Genomic DNA, 15,888 nt, shown 5'->3' on the forward strand with positions numbered 1-15,888 from the left:
CACCCCCCCCCCCCCCCGCCCCCCACCCCCCCCCCCCCCCCCCCCCCCCCCCCTTTCTTCCCCCCCCCCCCCCCCCCCCACGACCGACCTGGTGCAGCCGTCCAGGTCGCAGACATGTGGTCGCCGTCTGCGACGGCGGGCGGGTGGGAGCGGCGATCAGCGCGACCGCACTGGCGGGGTCTCGCCGCTCCCGCGGGGATCACGGCTCGAGATCGAGCAGCTTCTCCGGGTTCCCCTTGACCAGCGTGTGGATCTCCTCGGGGGTGAACTCGAGGTCGAGCAGCGAGCTGATCAGCGTGCGCATGCCCTCGGCCGGCGTCGGCCCGGAGCGGATGCCGTAGTCGGTTCCGATGATGAAGTGCTCGATGCCGATTTCCCGGATCTGCTTCGCCCAGGGCACGATTCCGCTGAACTCCGGGGAGTTGGCGATGCCGGCGATCTCGTCGGCCCATTCGCGCTCCACGTAGTAGTTCGTCCGCGGCAGGCCCCGGTGGAACATCCAGTCGGAGACCGCGCCTTCGAGCAGCACGCCCTTGTTCGCCAGTTCCTTCTGCTGTTCGGTCGTCATGCGCCCGCGGCAGGGGTGCGCCACGACGATCTTCTCGATCCCGGCCTCGATCGCGAGATCCACCAGGCGGAACGCTTCCGGCACCGACACGTGACCGGTGTTCAGGTGAACGTCCGGGCGCTCGGCGATGAGCTGCAGGATTTCCGCGAGGTCGTCCGGGGCCGGGCCCTCCAGCGGGATCCGGATGGACTTCGCCAGCTCCTGCTCGGCGAACTTCGGGTACTGATCCTTGAACGGAACGGGCTTGCCGTCGACGAAGCTGCCTTCATGGCTGGCCATGAAGTGGGTGCAGTGGGCTCCGAAGTGGACGAACTTGGCGCCGGCGCCGTAGTGCAGCGCGGTCTTCACCGCGCGCGGGTTGAGACCGCCGAGGGCGGTGGTCAGGATGATTCCGCCGAAGATCTCGATGCCGGGTACCTGACGGCTGACGAGCATCGACGTACCGTTGCTGACGCCGAGCGTGTGGTCGTAGAACACGAGCGACTTCATCCCGGCGGCCTTGGCCTGCTCGGCGATCTGGAACGGGTCCAGGCGGCCCGGGCAGGATTTCAGCCATGGCCCGCTGTGCACGTGCACGTCGCTGGTGCCGTGAATCAGTTCGTCCGGAAGTTCCATCGACCTGTTCTGGAAGGTCTCTCCGGCGATGGTCATGATTTCCTTTCGATCGGTTGATGTGAGGGACAAGACCGAATCCACTGTGGAGGGTTATTCGGCGGCCTGCTCGGCTCGGGGCTTGGCCTGCTCGGTCTTGCCGTTGCCGGCCGCCGCGTCCTTGCTGATGAAGACGAGGATCAGCACCACCGCGATGAGCTCCACTCCGGCGATGACGTACAAGCCGGACGAATAGGTGCCGGTGGCCGTCTTGATGGTGCCGAGGAACTGGGGGGAGAGGTATCCCGCCAGGTTCGCGACGGAGTTGATGAGCGCCACGCCCGCGGCCAGCGCGGTCCCCGACATGAACTGCGCCGGCAGGCTCCAGAAGACCGGGATCGAGCCCATGGTCCCGGCGGCCGAGAGCGCCAGGGAGGCGATCACGCCCACTCCGCTTCCGGCCGCCAGCGCGATCGCGGCGAGGATGAGGCCCAAGGCGCCCAAAGCCGCGGCGCAAGCCGTGTGCCAGCGCGCTTCGGCCCTGCGGTCGGACAGCCAGCCGTTGACGATCATCCCGAGCCACCCGAAGGTGAAGATGCCCGACATGATCCACCCGAGGGTCGCGAAGTCGACGTCGAAGGTGGCTTCCACGAGGCTGGGGCCGTAGAAGGACAACGTGGCGTTGCCGGTGATGATGCAGAACAACGTCAAGATGAGGATCCACACGGTTCGCGTGCGCAGAGCGGCGAGGAACTTGTGCTCGCGGCCGCTCAGCCCGGCGGATTCCTCGGCCAGCTCGTAGGCCACGTGGTCGCGCTGCTCCTGGCTCAGCCACTTGGCATTGCTCGGCTTGTCGGTCATGAGGAGCACGGCGAGCAGGCCGAGGACGATCGAGGGGATGCCCTCGATGATGAACAGCCACTGCCAGTCCGCGGTCCCGAGCAGCCCATCGGTGTAGGTCATGATGTAGCCGGCCAGCGGGCTGCCGACCAGCAGTGCGATCGGCGAAGCGGACATGAAGATGGCGACGACCTTTGCCCGTCGGTGCGCCGGGAGCCAGTAGGTCACGTAGAGGATGAGCCCTGGGTGCAGACCGGCCTCGAACGCGCCTTGCAGGAAGCGCAGGACGTAGAAGTGCCATGGCTCGGTGATGAACGCCATGAGCACGGTTGCCGCGCCCCAGCCCAGGGCGATCCGCATGATCGTCTTGGGGGCACCGATCTTCTGCAGGAGCAGGTTGCTGGGCACCTCGAAGAAGAAGTAGCCCAGGAAGAAGATTCCCGCGCCGGCGCCGTAGACGGCATCGCTCCACGACAGGTCGTTGAGCATCGTCAGCTTCGCGAACCCGACGTTCGCCCGGTCGATCCAGGCGATGACGTACACGAGGGTTGCGAACGGAACGATCCGGAGGACTACGCGTCTGAACGTTCGGTCGCGCTCCTCGACCGTCGACGTCGTCGTCAACGGCGCCGAATCTTGATGGACCATCGTTGCTCCAATGTCCCGCGATGCGAAGGAAGAGCCTGCATTCGTCCATGCGCGCATTTCACATGAGGAGGAAAGTCATCTCCTTTTGGGATCCCGAGCACTGTACGTCCGGCGCCCGCCGCGCGTCAACACTCGGGATCCCAAACTGTCGAAGTCGATCTGCCCCGGCCGCACGCGCCGCTGCCGCGGACGCGGAGAAGCCCGCTGACCTGCGCTCATGTGCCGATCGGCGGGCTTCCGCGAACGTCGGGCCTGCGGCCCCGCGGCCCGGTCATGTCCACAGGAGACGATGCCCGGCGAAAAACCAGGAACAGCGGGAAACGCCGTCCTGGTAGTCGCGTTGTGCCTGGTTTGGGCGGCCAGCACCACCAGGTTCCGGGAATGGCGGTGCCGGCAGAGCACATCGCGGGACCTGCGGGCAGTCGCCTCGATCCGCTTCCTGCGCCGGTCGCGGGCGGAGGGAGTCGGGGCGCCATAGCCATTCTCTATGGCGGCTGCTGACTTTTCGTCTTTGCCTCTCGTTCTTTTCCGGACGTAGCGTGAAACAGCTCGACGAGGTGGCCGCCGCAATTTCTCCGACGATTCGCGCGCTGAGCACGTCGATCCTTCTTTCGTCGAGCGGATGAACACGCAATCGAGAGGACCGGTGGCATGACCACGATTGGGAACGGATCGGGAACGCGGGAACTCGCGGGAAAGCGAGCCCTGGTCACGGGTGGTTCTCGAGGAATCGGAGCGGCCGTCGTGCGCCAACTCCTGGACGCGGGCGCCGAGGTGCTCGCGACCGCCAGGTCGGCGACGAGCACGGTGCCGGACGGGGCCACCTTCGTGCAGGCCGACGTGCGGACGCGGGCCGGAGCGGAGGCGCTCGCCGAAGCCGCGCAGGAGACGCTCGGCGGGGTGGACATCGTGGTCCACAACGCGGGTGGGGCGCGACCGCACAAGGGCAGCTCGGCCATCCCCGACGAGGAGTGGCAGGACGCGCTGGACCTGAACCTCCTGGCGTCGGTGCGGCTGGACTCGCTGCTGACACCGGGGATGCGGGAACGGCGTTCGGGGATGATCGTGCACGTCTCCTCGGCCGCGGTCCCCACTCCGGTAGCGCCGTTCCTGCACTACACGGCTGCGAAGGCGGCGCTGGAGAACTACAGCCGGGGACTTGCCTCGGAGCTGGCCCCGTTCGGAATCCGGGTCAACACCGTGTCTCCTGGCCGGACCGCCACGCCCGGCGGCGAAGCGACGCGGGAGCAGTGGGCGCAGATTGACGCGGCGCCGGACCAGAACAACACCGCGGCGCCGAGCGAGACCACCAGCATCGTGCCGCTGGGGCGCGATGGTCAGCCCGGCGACATCGCCGACGCGGTGCTGTTCCTCGTGTCCGACCGGGCGAGCTGGCTGACCGGGAGCAGTCTCGTCGTGGACGGCGGCGAATTCCACAGGGGCTGACGCCGACGGCATTCCGGAACGCGGAATTCGGCAAAAAGAATTGAGCGGCGCCCCTTCTCAGACGTCAGGACACCGGTGCGAAGGAAGCGGACTCGCGCCAGTCTCTTGACGCAGGAGTTCGAGCAGGGCCGTCTCCGCCGGGCCGGTCGGCGGAGACGGCCCTCGATCGCAATAGCGGTCGAGCGTGGGCGCTTGTTCCCAACGCCAGCGAGGCATCACGAAAGGTCACACGGCATGGAATTGCAGGGCAAGACCGCACTGGTCACCGGTGGCACTTCTGGCATCGGTCTGGAAGCCACTCGATTGCTGGCCCGCGCGGGTGCGGAAGTCGTCATCACCGGCCGCGACGTCCAGCGCGGCAAGAACGCTGTGCACGCCGCGCAGGAGGACGGCGTGGTCCGATTCATCCCGGCTGACTTGGCCGACTTGGACTCGGTCGCCGAACTGGGCCGCCGGAGCGGTCCGGTCGACATCCTCGTCAACAACGCGGGCGCCTTCCCCACCTCGCTCACCGTCGAACAGAGCGTGGCGGGCTACGAACAGGTCTTCGACACCAACGTGCGCGGTGCCTACTTCCTGGTCGCCGCGCTCGTGCCGCACATGCTCGAGAAGGGCGAGGGCAGCATCGTCAACGTCACCACACTTGCGGCGTTCAAGGGCTTCCCCGGCGCCTCGGTCTACGGTGCGTCCAAAGCCGCGCTGGCCTCGCTGACCCGCACTTGGGCGGCGGAGTTCGCCGATGGCGGCGTACGGGTCAACAGCGTCGCTCCCGGTCCGACCCGCACCGAAGGCGTGCTGGCCGAATGGGGCGAGGGCATCGAGGACGTGGCCAGGGGTTTGGGGATCAAGCGCACGGCCGAGGCGCACGAGATCGCCGAGGCGATCTACTTCCTCGCTTCTCCTCGTGCCAGCTACATCACCGGCACCACGATCCACGTCGACGCCGGCGGCACCGTCGTCTAGCTGAGTGACCGTTTCTCGCGACATCCCGCAGGGTGGTTTGGACGCGTGGCCCGGTGAGCGGGCCTGCGAGCTTCCTCGTGTTCTCGGATCCTCCTGACTGGAAAGCCCGCCCACGGGTGCCGTCGGGAGGGCAGGTCGCGTTGACGGCAGGGCGGAGGACTGTCATGGAAATCAGTGGGAAGACGCTGGACGAGCTGGCGCGGATCGGTGATCCCAAAGCGGAGCAGGTGGTCTCGGAACTGGTCGAGAAGGGGCAACTGGAGGAGGTCAACCGCGTCCTGAGCCAGTGGCACTCCTACGACCAGGACATCCCGGTCGGGCTGCCGCGCGGCCTGCACGACTTCCTCCAGGCGGCCAGGGTGGCTCCGGAGTGGGCCGACCAGGAGCGGCTGACCCGGGTGCACGAGTTCTTCGAGGATGACGGCATCCACATCGGCACCGTCCTGGCGCTCGGCTCGATGGCGATGGCCTACGCGGTCCCGCTCGGCGCGAAGATGATGAGCCTCACCCATCGCCTGCGCTACCCCGAGCGCCGGATGGCGAACACCGCCCAGTTCGTCTTCGACCTGATGCAGCCGGACCCGTTCGGCCCGAACAGCCGGTTCGTGGTCAGCGCCGTGAAGGTCCGGCTCATCCACGCGACCGTCCGGCACCACCTCCGCGCCACCGGGAGCTGGGACGAGGACCGGCACGGTGTTCCCGCTTCCCAGGAGCACCTGCTGATCGTGTGGCTGGCACTGTCCGTGCAGGTGCTGGACTTCCTGGAGCGGCTCCGGATCAGGGTTACCGCGCAGGAGGCCGAGGACTACATGCACACCTGGCGTGTCGCGGGCACCTTCCTCGGCATCCCGGCCGCCGCGATGCCGTCGACCGCGAGCGAGGCGCGCCAGTTGTTCGCCACCGCGCTGGCGCGCAGTGCGGGACCATCGGAAGAAGGCGCGGAACTCACCGGGCACCTGATCGACCTCTACTCCGGGGTGCTGCCGGGCAAGGGTTTCGACGGTGTCGTCCCCGCGCTGCTGCGCAGGCTGATCGGCAAGGACGTGGCCAACATGCTCAAGGTTCCGCACTCGCCGCTGTGGCAGGTCGTCGTCCGCGTCTACGTGGCCGTGCTCGGGGGACTGGAGCGGATCGAAGACCGTTCCCGGCTGGGCAAGTGGTGGCTCGACAGGCTCGGCAAGGCCCAGTACGCGCTGGAACTGCGCATCCTGACCAGGGGCAAGAGCAAGCCGCTCGCACTGCCCAGCCAGCTCGCCGGCTACAACGAAGAGATCACCGCGCCGACGCCGCGCAGCGCGGAGAAGCTTGAGCACGCGGGTGATGTGGAGATCGTGCCGCTCCTGGCGGTCGACAGGCAGATGGCGCAGGGCGCGGAAGCGCGCCAGGCCGAGGCGGCGGGCGTGCCCCAGGAGAGCCACCACTCCCAGTTCCCACCGCCGCGCGGGTGACCGCGATCTCTCGGGAAATCACGGCCCGAACCGCACAACGGCTGCTGGCCCGCTTCCTTCCCGGCCGTCAGGACACCGGTGCGAAGAAAGCGGATTTGTGCCAGGTCTCTTGACGCAGGAGTTCGAGCAGGGCCATCTCCGCCGGGCCCGCACCACGCCGGACCGCGGCGAGGACCGGCTGGGACACGACCGGGAACACCGGGCGCGCGAAGTGCTCGTGCCCCGGGGGCACCGCGGAGGCCGGGACGAGTGTCACCCCCAGCCCGTGGGCGGCCCAGCGCACGGCGGTCGCCGTCTGGGACACGCGGGCGACCGTGGTCGGGGTCAGCTCGTTGTCCCGCAGCACGTCCCGCAGCACGCCGTCGAGCGCGCTGTCGCGGTCGAACCTCACCCACGGCTCGCCCTCCAGCTCGCGCAGCTCGACCCGGTCCGCGGCGAGCAGCCGGTGCCCGGCGCCCAGCACCACGACGAACTCCTCGTCGCCGAGGTGGTGGGCGTCGGCGGCGCCCTCCTCGCACGGTGCAGCCGCCAGGACGAGATCCAGCACGCCCCGACGCCCCAGCCGCTCCAGCTCGGCGGGGTTCGGCTCCTCGAAGACGGTGACCTCCAGCCGCGGGAAGCGGCGGCGCAGCGCGCCCAGCGCGCTCGGCAGTTGCCGCGTGCCCAGGCCCATCTGCGCCGCGACCAGCAGCTCGCCCACCAGCTCATCGGCACCGGCCCGCGCCGTCGCCCTCGCCCGCCGCGACGCGCTCACCGCGACCTCCGCCTCCCGCAGGAACGCGCGGCCGACCACGGTGGGCACCAGTCCGGTCGGCGTGCGGGCGAACAGTTGCACGCCGAGTTCCCGCTCCAGGCTGCGGATCTGCTGGGACACCGATGGTTGAGCGACGTGCAGCAGTTCCGCCGCCGCCGTCACCGAGCCCTCCTCGGCAACGGCCAGGGCGTACTCGTACTGACGAAGGCTCATCGGCTCCCGTCCCTCCCTGCGGTGGACCGCGGTCCACCCCGTTGAAGTCGTCGTAACAAGTGCGACAACACGGGAGGCGGCGCGTTTACTCCGCGTCCGGGGCATGAAGAGTCGAGAAGCGGCGCGCGGGTTGGTGCTTGACCATGCCCTTGGGGCATGGTTTCCAATGCTGGCGACCTCGGACAACCCAGCGGCTCGGCCAGCGATGGCAGTGGTTCCTGCCGAGAGCACGAGAGGAGGGCGGTCCGGTGGCGTGGAGCACGCGTCAGTTGGCCGAACTCGCCGGCACAACGCTGAAAACCGTCCGCTACTACCACAAGGTCGGATTGCTGGATGAGCCGGAAAGAGCGGCGAACGGGTACAAGCAGTACCAGATCAGGCACCTGATCCGGCTGCTGCGGATCCGCCGGCTCGTCGACCTGGGCGTGCCGCTCTCCGACATCGCCGCGATGGACGAGTCGGACGAGAACACCGACCAGGCGCTCCGCTCCCTCGACGCCGAGCTGGCGGCGAGCATCGAACGCCAGCAGCGGATGCGGGAAGAACTGGCCGTGGTCCTCCGGGATCGGGCCATGGCCGACCTGCCGCCGGGTTTCGACGCGATCGCCGCCGACCTGCCGGCCGCCGATCGAGCCCTCCTGCTGATCTTCTCCCGGGTCTTCGGGCCCGCGACGATGGCAGCTCTGCAGGAGCTGCACACCGCTCCCCGCGCCCCGGTTGATTCGGAGTTCGATGCCCTGCCCGCGGACGCGAGCGAGGAAGCCCGGCAGCAGCTGGCCGAACGCTTCGCCCCCGAGGTCCGCCGGCAGTACCAGGACCACCCGTCGCTGGAAGATGCGGGGGCAACGGCCCCCAGAGGCGAGGCGTTCACCATGTCGGTCGTCGCCCAGGGGTTGGTCGAGTTGTACAACCCGGCCCAGATCGACGTCCTGAAGCGCGTCAACGCGATTCTCGAAGGGGACCGCACTTCCTCGTGAAGGCGGCCTTGCCCGGGCGGCGGTTGTCCGATGTGGAAAGTCGTGGACGCGTGCCGGGACGGCCGGCTGGTCACATTGGACTCCGCGCCGGGTTCGTCGGCAGAAACCTGGTGGTCCCAACCTGGTACACGATCCACGTCCGCGAGAGGTTCACCTACCCGGCGTGATCGGGCAGCGCCTCTACCCGGATGTCATCGGCGCGCAGCGATTTGCAGCCAATCGGTCCCGTGCTTGGTTGACTTGTTCTGCAAGCGAAAACCGCTGAAAGGAACACTTGATGCAGCAGGCCACCAAGCGTTGGACGGGCCGGGGAATCGCCCTCGCCGTCGCGGCGGGCGCCGCGCTCACCATGGGGACGTTCGGCACCGCGCAGGCCGCCACCCCGGGCGTCTTCAAGCTGTGCTCCAAGGGGTCCTACGACTCCTACGCGACGTTCCCGGAGCGCGGCGGTTTCTCCACCTTCGTCGTCCGCAGTGGCTCGTGCCAGGACTTCAACTACGGCGGCAACGGCCCCGAGCGGGTGGACATCGTCAACGCCAACAGTGACGGCGTCATCGGGTCGGTCACCTACGACGGTCGTGCGGGCCTGAACATCGCCACCGTCGACGGGCCGAGCTTCTACCCCTTCTGACAGGGGCCGGTCGAAGGCCGAACTGCGCCGTTGCCGCGAACCGCGGCAACGGCGCAGTCGTTTTCCGGCCCAGCCGCGCCGGGCAGCGGGTGCGCTCCGGGGTGCTGAAATCATGTACGTCTGTACACCAAGTCGGTGCGCGGGGGTGCATTCTGCCCCAAGGTCATTCCCGATAGTGTGGGAATCAGCGATGGCCTCTTGACAGGGATGGGGGTGGCAGGTGCGTTTGTTCTCGGCTGGCGGCCGATCGGATCACCCGTCCGGCAACCGCGGCTCGTCGAAACCTGCCGAATCCGGTGCGAATCAGGGGTTCTCCCCGTACGACCAGCCGACCATGCCCATCAAGAGGGTGGATCGGCGCAGGGACCAGAAACTGCTGGTGCTGGCCGGTCTCGGCGGGCTGGTGCTGATCGCGGCCCCGGTCGTGGTGTTCAGCCAGGCCTTGGGCGGGGAGCGCCCGCCCTGGATCAACACGGACGACCCCGCAGGCATGCAGCTCCCCTTCGAGACGGGAACGTACGCGGCGCAGCCGACGCAGATCTCCTCGCTGCCCGCGACATCGGCCCGCCTGGACAAGGAGGGTCGGCTGGTGGTGGTGGCGAGGGGGCAGAACCACGAGGTGCTGAGCAGCACCCAGTCCGCCCCGTCCTCGGGATCGGTCACCACCGGGTGGGTCAACCTGGGCGGAAGCGCCGCGGGGGACCCGGTCATCGCGACGAACGCCGATGGCGAGCTGGTGGCCTTCGCCATCGGCACCAACGGTGCCCTGATGGAGAACTACCAGGCGAAGCCGAGTACCGGCGCGGTGGCGAACTGGCGCGTGCTGGGCGGCACGAACCTCGTCGGAATGCCCGCCGTGGCGCAGGACGCCGTGGGCAAGCTGGTCGTGGTGGCCCGGGCCGCCGACGGGTCGCTGTGGACGGCCCAGCAGACCAAGCCCGGGGGCAGCACCTGGACCGAGTGGCGGAGCCTTCCGATGCCGGCGGCCCACGATCCCGCGCTCTTCCGGGATTCCAAGGGGAAGTTGCGCATCTTCGCGGCCGGACCGGACCGTCAGCTGCGGACGATCGCGCAGGCCGGGCCCGCCGTCGACGAGTGGAACGCCCCGCGAAGCCTGGGCGGCGCCACGACCGGGCCTCCCGCGGTGGCCATGGACGACCAGGGCAGCCTGCGGGTCTTCTCGCTCACTGTGGACGGCTCGCTGCTCGACAACGTCGAGCTGAGCGCTGCGTCGGACACCTGGCGGGGCTGGCAGAGCCGGGGCGGCCAGCTGACGGGGCGACCGCTGGCCGTCGCGGATCCCAAGGGCTGCGTGGTCGTGCACGTGTTGACCGTCAGCGGCACCGTGCAGGAGATCTTCCAGCTGCCGGATCGCGCATTGTGGAGCGAGTGGCACGACCACGGTGGCAGCATCGCCAAGCTGGTGTCCTCGGCCCAGGATTCGCAGGGCAGGTTGGCCGTCTACGGGATCAGCAAGCGGGGCGGCATGGAGCAGACCTACCAGGCGATCCCCGCCAGCGGCCCGTGGGTGGGCTGGGAGAGCGACCTCGGCGGGGTCTTCCCCACGAAATGACGCGCCCCGCCGCGGGTGCAACGCTGCTCGGCGTGCAGTTCCGTTCGGAACTGCACCCGCGCAGTCCCGGTGAATCCGGCTCCGCGAAAATGTTGCGCGATACCGGAATGCCCTATTCGTAATTCTTCGCGCCGGCGTCTGCGAACCCGCCGGCGAGCATTGTGGTCGGACGATGTCAGGCCCTCGAGTGCCTGTGGTGCGGGCTAGAGGTCGCTCCAGAATGGCTCCGGGCTCATCCCAAGGCGCCCGGTACCTCGCGCCGCCCTGTGCCCCGGGCGGCCGCGTCCCACACGGGCTCGCGCACGGATCTGAAACGGCCCCGCGGAAACGCAGGCCGGCCGTCGGATTGCCGTCGGTGGCCTCGGGTTTTGCCCGTTCGCGGGCTTGAGGTGATCTGGAAAACCCCGGCGTGCCGGAACGGGCAAGGCTGCCAGCCTTTCGGGAAGGGGAGCATCGGATCGGCTGGGCGCGCGGCGAACCCGGCGGAAGACTTGACAGGTGCCCGCGCCCGCGAGTCGGCCGGTCCGGCGCGTGACCGCGGGTCCTACAGAGACCGGAGGAGTTCCTGAATGGCAAACTTTCCGCAGGTGCAGACGTCGCAGCCGGGAATGCAGCAGGCTGCGCAGATTTTCAGCGACCGGGCCACCGAGTTCACCCAGGAATTGGGGCGCGTCAACTCGATGATGGCGAGCCTCCAGGGCAGCTGGACCGGTACCGCGTCCAACAACTTCAACGCCGCCATGGACAACTGGGAGCGCTCGTTCCAGACGATCATCAACAAGCTGATCAACATGATGGACGTGATGGGCGTCAACACGAAGGACTACGTGGCGTCCGAGGACGACGCGGCAAACACCGCCCAGTCCTTCGCCAGCGCCCTGCCCGGCGTCTGACGCACATCCCTCCCGAATCGTAAGGAGAAGAGATTGTCCGACTACAGGTTCGACTTCAACGTCGCGGACATGACCCTCGACGAGATGAACGCGGTCAACGGCCGCGTCAAAAGCGCGCTCGCAGATATGGAAGCCCAGGTCGAGCGGACCCTCGCGGACTGGTCCGGTGTCGCCCAGGAAGCCTACCGGGCGGCCAAATTGGAATGGAACCAGCAGGCCGACCAGATGCCGGTCTACCTGGAGTCGGGTCGGCAGACCCTGCTCTCCATCTCGGACAACTACGGCACCACCGAGCAGCGGGCCAAGCAGATCTGGGACGGCAGCCGCTGACCTGCCGCGATCCGCGGTTCGGCCGCCGGGGAGGGTTCGGACTTCTCCGGCGGCCGTTCGCGGCTGAGATCCGCGGCAGGTCCTGAAGAAAGGGAGGTTCGCAATGGCCGAAGAATTGAAAGGTCTCGACTACTTCCTGGCGAGCGACGCCTGGAAGGACACCAAGGTCGCCGACTGGTCGAAGATCGACGCCTACGTCGAGCACGGCTGGCTCACGGAGCAGGACCGGAAGTACCTGCACGCGTACGGGAGCATGGTCGCGCTCAGCCCGGACTCGTCGGGCGGGTTCTCGGAGACCGACGCAGCGTGGAAGAAGTACCTCGACGTCAACGAGAAGCACGAGAACGACCCGATCTTCAACGACGAAACCAAGGCGGAGGACATCCCCCCGCCGGACTGGGACGACGGCCCGCAGGACGGGAAGGACTACCACAAGGACGGCCCCTCCGACATTCCGGGAACCGAGAAGACCCCGGTGGGCGACGTTCCCAAGGTGCCGGGCGATGGCGGCGACAAGAAGAAGGGCGGCGACGGTGTCATCAGCGTCAACACCAAGGCCCTCGCGGTGTTCGCCGACAATGTGGAAGCACTGCGCGTCATGATCGGCAAGTCCAAGAAGAAGACCGACGAGGTGAACGTCCTGCCCGGCGGATTCAACGTCGCCTTCAAGCTGCGGGACAAGATCATGGGCACCGGTGAGAAGGATCCCGGCCTGAAGAGCAACGTGCGCAACTACATGGACGGGCTGGACATCGCGCTGGCGAACGTCCGGGACGAGGTCCGGAAGCTGATCGTCGACTACGACAGCACCGAAGAGCTGAACAAGCTCACCACCGACAAGCTCAACAAGGTGATGCGGGACTCGTTCGGCTTCATCGACTCGAGCTCGCGCTCGAAGTAGCGGGCCCGGTGCCGGTGGTGGACGGCGGTTCTGCCGTGCCGGCCGGGCCGTGGCGGGGCCTGCCGGTGGCGTACGGGCGCTGAATTCTGATCTTGGTTTGGTGTTCTAGGGAGCGTGAGGGTCGATGGCTGAGTCGGAAGAGAACGAAAGGCTGAAGTTCGGCGATTACGACGCGGACGTCTTCCGGAAGGACGAAATCGACGAGCACGCGGTGTTCATCAACCACAAGGCGCCCTACCAAGACGGAAAGGACGAGGATTTCAGAGGCTGGGATTGGAAGCAGATCAAGGCCGCGCTGTGGGGCGGTGCCGCCCTGTCGAGCGACGCCCTGTGGGAACAGGCTTGGCACGAGGTCGATCCCAACACCCTGTACGCGGCGGGCAATGCTTTCCTGCACATCCAGGAGACCATGCACGCTGTCGCCAAGAACCTGGAGGCCCAGGCGAACGCGGTCGCCGGGGAGCACGGCTCCTGGAAGGGCCAGGCGGCCGGCGTGTTCCTGGCCAAGATCCAGACCCTGGCCAACAACATCAAGGACAACGCCGACCGGCTGGGCGGCCCGGACACGGTGCACCCGGTCCCGTCGAAGCTGTACGACAACGGCCGTTGGCTGGCCTGGGCCCGCGACGCGGTGAACCAGATCGACCAGCACTACGCCCAGGTGGCGAGATGGCGCGGCGTGGCGGACGTGATGGACAACGGCTTGGTCAGGGTCAGCCAGGACGAAGAAGTCGTCAAGGCCATGAACATCGAGATGCAGAAGCCCATCAAGAAGCTCGCGGACAACTACGGCGTCACCGTCGACCAAGTCCGGACCACGACGCCGGTGCCGCCGGGCGGAAACGGCGAGAAGCCGCCGCCCATCGACAAGAAGGGCGGCCCGCCGCCGCCTCCTCCGCCGAAGGGTCCGCCGCCGCCGCCGAAGGGTCCACCGCCGCCGCCGAAGAGTCCACCGCCACCGCCGCCGCAGAAGCCGCCGCCGGGTTCTCCGCCGCCGCCGAAGAGCCCACCGCCGCCGCAGAGCCCGCCGCAGAAGAGTCCGCCGCCGCCGGGTTCGCAGCCGCCGCCCGTGGGTCCGCCTCCAGGTTCGAAGCCGCCGCCGGGTTCGCCGCCGCCGGTGGGTCCGCCGCCTCCGGTGGGCCCGCCGCCCGGCCAGAACCAGCCGAAGAGCAACCAGAAGGGCGGACAGTTCAACGAAATTCCGCCACCGGGGTCGAAGCCGCCGCCGGGTCCGCCGCCTCCGGTGGGCCCGCCGCCGGGCTCGGCGCCGCCTCCTGGTTCGCAACCACCTCCCGGCTCGAAGCCGCCGCCGGTGGGTCCGCCGCCTCCGGTGAGCCCGCCGCCCGGCCAGAGCCCGCCGAAGGACAACCAGAACGGGGGACCTGGCGAGGTTCCGCCGCCCGGCTCGAAGCCGCCACCCGTGGGGCCACCGCCGGGCTCCAAGCCGCCACCAGTGGGGTCACCGCCGGTGGGTCCGCCGCCTCCAGTGGGCTCGACGCCGCCACCAGTGGGGTCACCGCCGGGCTCGACGCCGCCGCCGGGCGGCATCGGCACTCCGCCGCCGGTGTCGAACCCGCAGGACTGGTCGCCTCCTCCGGGCGGGCAGGTTCCGCCGGGCGGGCAGCAGGATCGCGGCGGCATGCCGATGATGCCGCCGATGATGCCTCCGGGCGCCGGTGGTGGTCAGGGTTCGGGTGCGGAGCGCCCGGACGCCTCGGGTCTGCTGGACGCCGGCGAACAGCCCTGGGGCGAGAACCCGCCGGGACTCGGGCTGCCGGAAGCGCCGCAGGGCGCCGACCCCGGCGGCGTGGGACTGGACGTTCCGCCTGGTGGGCAGCAGGGTCCTGGTGGGATGCCGATGGTTCCGCCGATGATGCCTCCGGGTGCCGGTGGTGGTCAGGGTTCCAACGCGGAGCGCCCGGATGCCTCGGGGCTCCTGGACGCAGGTGAGAAGCCTTGGGAGAGTGCCGGTCCGAACGTGGGCGAGCCGGAGGCGCCGCCCGAAGGCGTTCCGCCGGTGGCGGGTCCGCAGGACTGGTCGCCGGGTCAGGGCTTGCCGCAGAACGGGCAGCAGGTTCCCGGTGGGATGCCGATGGTTCCGCCGATGATGCCTCCGGGTGCCGGTGGTGGTCAGGGTTCCAACGCGGAGCGCCCGGATGCCTCGGGCCTGCTGGATGCAGGTGAGAAGCCTTGGGAGAGCACCGGTCCGAACGCGGGTGAACCGGAAGCACCGGATGGTGCCGTTCCGGGCGGCCCGGGCCTCGGCCTACCACCGGCCAATGTGGAGACTCCGGCGCTTCCGCTCGACGCGGCAATGCCGCTCGAAGGCGTTCCGCGTGCGTCGGGCCCGCAGGACTGGTCGCCGGGCGAGAGCACGCCGCAGAACGGGCAGCAGGTGCCCGGTGGGATGCCGTTGGTTCCGCCGATCGTGCCTCCGGGTGCCGGTGGCCAGGGTTCGGGTGCGGAGCGCCCGGATTCCTCGGATCTGCTGGACGCCGGCGAAAAGCCTTGGAAGAGCGTCGGACCCGAACCCGAGGCGCCTGCCGATCCGGCCGACTCGGTCGCCGCCGGTCGGCCCGACGAGGACACGGCCGGTCCCGGGAACCCGGCGGAAACTCCGGAGGACCACGTGCCGGTCGTCAGGCGCGACGCGACGCAGCAGGACACCAGCGCGTGGGACGTGCCCAGCGACGGCCTGCCGTGGCTGGTGCCGTTCCCGGTGGCCGTGCGCCCCGAGGATTCGGAGCGCGACCGGCCCGCGCCGGACCACGCGCTGCGGGACAGCAAGCCGTGGACCGGCGCGCCGTCGGCCGGCGACGGCTACGCCACCTGGCGAAGCGCGAAGTGGGCCGAGGGGAACGGGAAACCGGTCGAGGACGAGCAGCCGCTGATGTGCGGCGGCCCGACGCTGAGCCCGGAGGAAGTGGCCGCCATGCGGGCCGAGAAGCAGGCCCAGGCCGAAGCGGAGGCCGCGGCGGAAGCCGAGGAGGAGGACGAGAAGAAGGAGCGGTCCAGCGCGGACCTGCTCGTGAGGGATAACTCTGCCTGGGGCGCAGGACCGGCCACGCCGCCCTCCGGAGTGATCGGATAGGGGAGATTCCGCACTCGCCGA

General features: G+C 69.0%; 13 protein-coding genes. 10 read left to right on the top strand and 3 right to left on the bottom strand.

Annotation, left to right across the window (positions count from 1 at the left end; all coding sequences use genetic code 11):
* Positions 1 to 199: 199 nt before the first annotated feature.
* Positions 200 to 1,219 (bottom strand): DUF6282 family protein, encoded by a 1,020-nt coding sequence (locus AC07EQ_RS21125; protein WP_478389622.1) that lies wholly within the window; start codon positions 1,217 to 1,219, stop codon positions 200 to 202.
* A gap of 54 nt (positions 1,220 to 1,273) precedes the next feature.
* Positions 1,274 to 2,647 (bottom strand): MFS transporter, encoded by a 1,374-nt coding sequence (locus AC07EQ_RS21130; RefSeq protein WP_478389623.1) that lies wholly within the window; start codon positions 2,645 to 2,647, stop codon positions 1,274 to 1,276.
* A 651-nt stretch (positions 2,648 to 3,298) separates the two neighbouring features.
* Here AC07EQ_RS21130 and AC07EQ_RS21135 point away from each other — a divergent pair.
* The 3 genes from AC07EQ_RS21135 (at position 3,299) to AC07EQ_RS21145 (ending at position 6,504) form a co-directional block, all read left to right on the top strand.
* Positions 3,299 to 4,093: an SDR family oxidoreductase gene (locus AC07EQ_RS21135; protein WP_478389624.1), complete on the top strand. Its 795-nt coding sequence runs from the start codon at positions 3,299 to 3,301 to the stop codon at positions 4,091 to 4,093.
* 234 nt (positions 4,094 to 4,327) lie between these two features.
* Complete coding sequence (locus AC07EQ_RS21140; RefSeq protein ID WP_478389625.1) at positions 4,328 to 5,056, top strand: SDR family NAD(P)-dependent oxidoreductase; 729 nt, start codon at positions 4,328 to 4,330, stop codon at positions 5,054 to 5,056.
* Positions 5,057 to 5,220: 164 nt separating this feature from the next.
* The gene (locus AC07EQ_RS21145; RefSeq protein WP_478389626.1) at positions 5,221 to 6,504 is read left to right on the top strand and encodes an oxygenase MpaB family protein; all 1,284 of its coding nucleotides are present in this window, start codon (positions 5,221 to 5,223) and stop codon (positions 6,502 to 6,504) included.
* Between the two features lie 67 nt (positions 6,505 to 6,571).
* Here the strand turns inward: AC07EQ_RS21145 and AC07EQ_RS21150 are convergent, their stop codons facing one another.
* The gene (locus AC07EQ_RS21150; protein WP_478389627.1) at positions 6,572 to 7,471 is read right to left on the bottom strand and encodes a LysR family transcriptional regulator; all 900 of its coding nucleotides are present in this window, start codon (positions 7,469 to 7,471) and stop codon (positions 6,572 to 6,574) included.
* A 248-nt stretch (positions 7,472 to 7,719) separates the two neighbouring features.
* Here AC07EQ_RS21150 and AC07EQ_RS21155 point away from each other — a divergent pair, with 248 nt between their 5' ends.
* The 7 genes from AC07EQ_RS21155 (at position 7,720) to AC07EQ_RS21185 (ending at position 15,867) form a co-directional block, all read left to right on the top strand.
* The gene (locus AC07EQ_RS21155; RefSeq protein WP_478389628.1) at positions 7,720 to 8,448 is read left to right on the top strand and encodes a MerR family transcriptional regulator; all 729 of its coding nucleotides are present in this window, start codon (positions 7,720 to 7,722) and stop codon (positions 8,446 to 8,448) included.
* Between the two features lie 277 nt (positions 8,449 to 8,725).
* Positions 8,726 to 9,079 (top strand): hypothetical protein, encoded by a 354-nt coding sequence (locus AC07EQ_RS21160; RefSeq protein WP_478389629.1) that lies wholly within the window; start codon positions 8,726 to 8,728, stop codon positions 9,077 to 9,079.
* A 334-nt stretch (positions 9,080 to 9,413) separates the two neighbouring features.
* The gene (locus AC07EQ_RS21165) at positions 9,414 to 10,652 is read left to right on the top strand and encodes a PLL family lectin (RefSeq protein ID WP_478389630.1); all 1,239 of its coding nucleotides are present in this window, start codon (positions 9,414 to 9,416) and stop codon (positions 10,650 to 10,652) included.
* 569 nt (positions 10,653 to 11,221) lie between these two features.
* A complete protein-coding gene (locus AC07EQ_RS21170; RefSeq protein WP_478389631.1) occupies positions 11,222 to 11,545 on the top strand; it encodes a WXG100 family type VII secretion target in 324 nt (107 codons plus the stop codon).
* A gap of 33 nt (positions 11,546 to 11,578) precedes the next feature.
* Complete coding sequence (locus tag AC07EQ_RS21175; protein WP_478389632.1) at positions 11,579 to 11,875, top strand: WXG100 family type VII secretion target; 297 nt, start codon at positions 11,579 to 11,581, stop codon at positions 11,873 to 11,875.
* A gap of 103 nt (positions 11,876 to 11,978) precedes the next feature.
* Positions 11,979 to 12,776, top strand: coding sequence for a hypothetical protein (locus tag AC07EQ_RS21180; RefSeq protein ID WP_478389633.1), 798 nt, complete (start codon positions 11,979 to 11,981; stop codon positions 12,774 to 12,776).
* 124 nt (positions 12,777 to 12,900) lie between these two features.
* On the top strand, positions 12,901 to 15,867 hold the full coding sequence (locus AC07EQ_RS21185) for a hypothetical protein (RefSeq protein ID WP_478389634.1): 2,967 nt from the start codon (positions 12,901 to 12,903) through the stop codon (positions 15,865 to 15,867).
* Positions 15,868 to 15,888 lie beyond the last annotated feature (21 nt).

This window comes from Saccharopolyspora sp. NPDC045839 (assembly GCF_056431645.1).

Bases quoted from the DNA above. Each gene is read 5' to 3' on its own strand.
- AC07EQ_RS21165 (WP_478389630.1), top strand. From the start codon at position 9,414: ATGCCCATCAAGAGGGTGGATCGGCGCAGGGACCAGAAACTGCTGGTG.
- AC07EQ_RS21140 (WP_478389625.1), top strand. From the start codon at position 4,328: ATGGAATTGCAGGGCAAGACCGCACTGGTCACCGGTGGCACTTCTGGC.
- AC07EQ_RS21135 (WP_478389624.1), top strand. From the start codon at position 3,299: ATGACCACGATTGGGAACGGATCGGGAACGCGGGAACTCGCGGGAAAG.
- AC07EQ_RS21125 (WP_478389622.1), bottom strand. From the start codon at position 1,219: ATGACCATCGCCGGAGAGACCTTCCAGAACAGGTCGATGGAACTTCCG.
- AC07EQ_RS21150 (WP_478389627.1), bottom strand. From the start codon at position 7,471: ATGAGCCTTCGTCAGTACGAGTACGCCCTGGCCGTTGCCGAGGAGGGC.
- AC07EQ_RS21130 (WP_478389623.1), bottom strand. From the start codon at position 2,647: ATGGTCCATCAAGATTCGGCGCCGTTGACGACGACGTCGACGGTCGAG.
- AC07EQ_RS21180 (WP_478389633.1), top strand. From the start codon at position 11,979: ATGGCCGAAGAATTGAAAGGTCTCGACTACTTCCTGGCGAGCGACGCC.
- AC07EQ_RS21160 (WP_478389629.1), top strand. From the start codon at position 8,726: ATGCAGCAGGCCACCAAGCGTTGGACGGGCCGGGGAATCGCCCTCGCC.
- AC07EQ_RS21170 (WP_478389631.1), top strand. From the start codon at position 11,222: ATGGCAAACTTTCCGCAGGTGCAGACGTCGCAGCCGGGAATGCAGCAG.
- AC07EQ_RS21185 (WP_478389634.1), top strand. From the start codon at position 12,901: ATGGCTGAGTCGGAAGAGAACGAAAGGCTGAAGTTCGGCGATTACGAC.
- AC07EQ_RS21145 (WP_478389626.1), top strand. From the start codon at position 5,221: ATGGAAATCAGTGGGAAGACGCTGGACGAGCTGGCGCGGATCGGTGAT.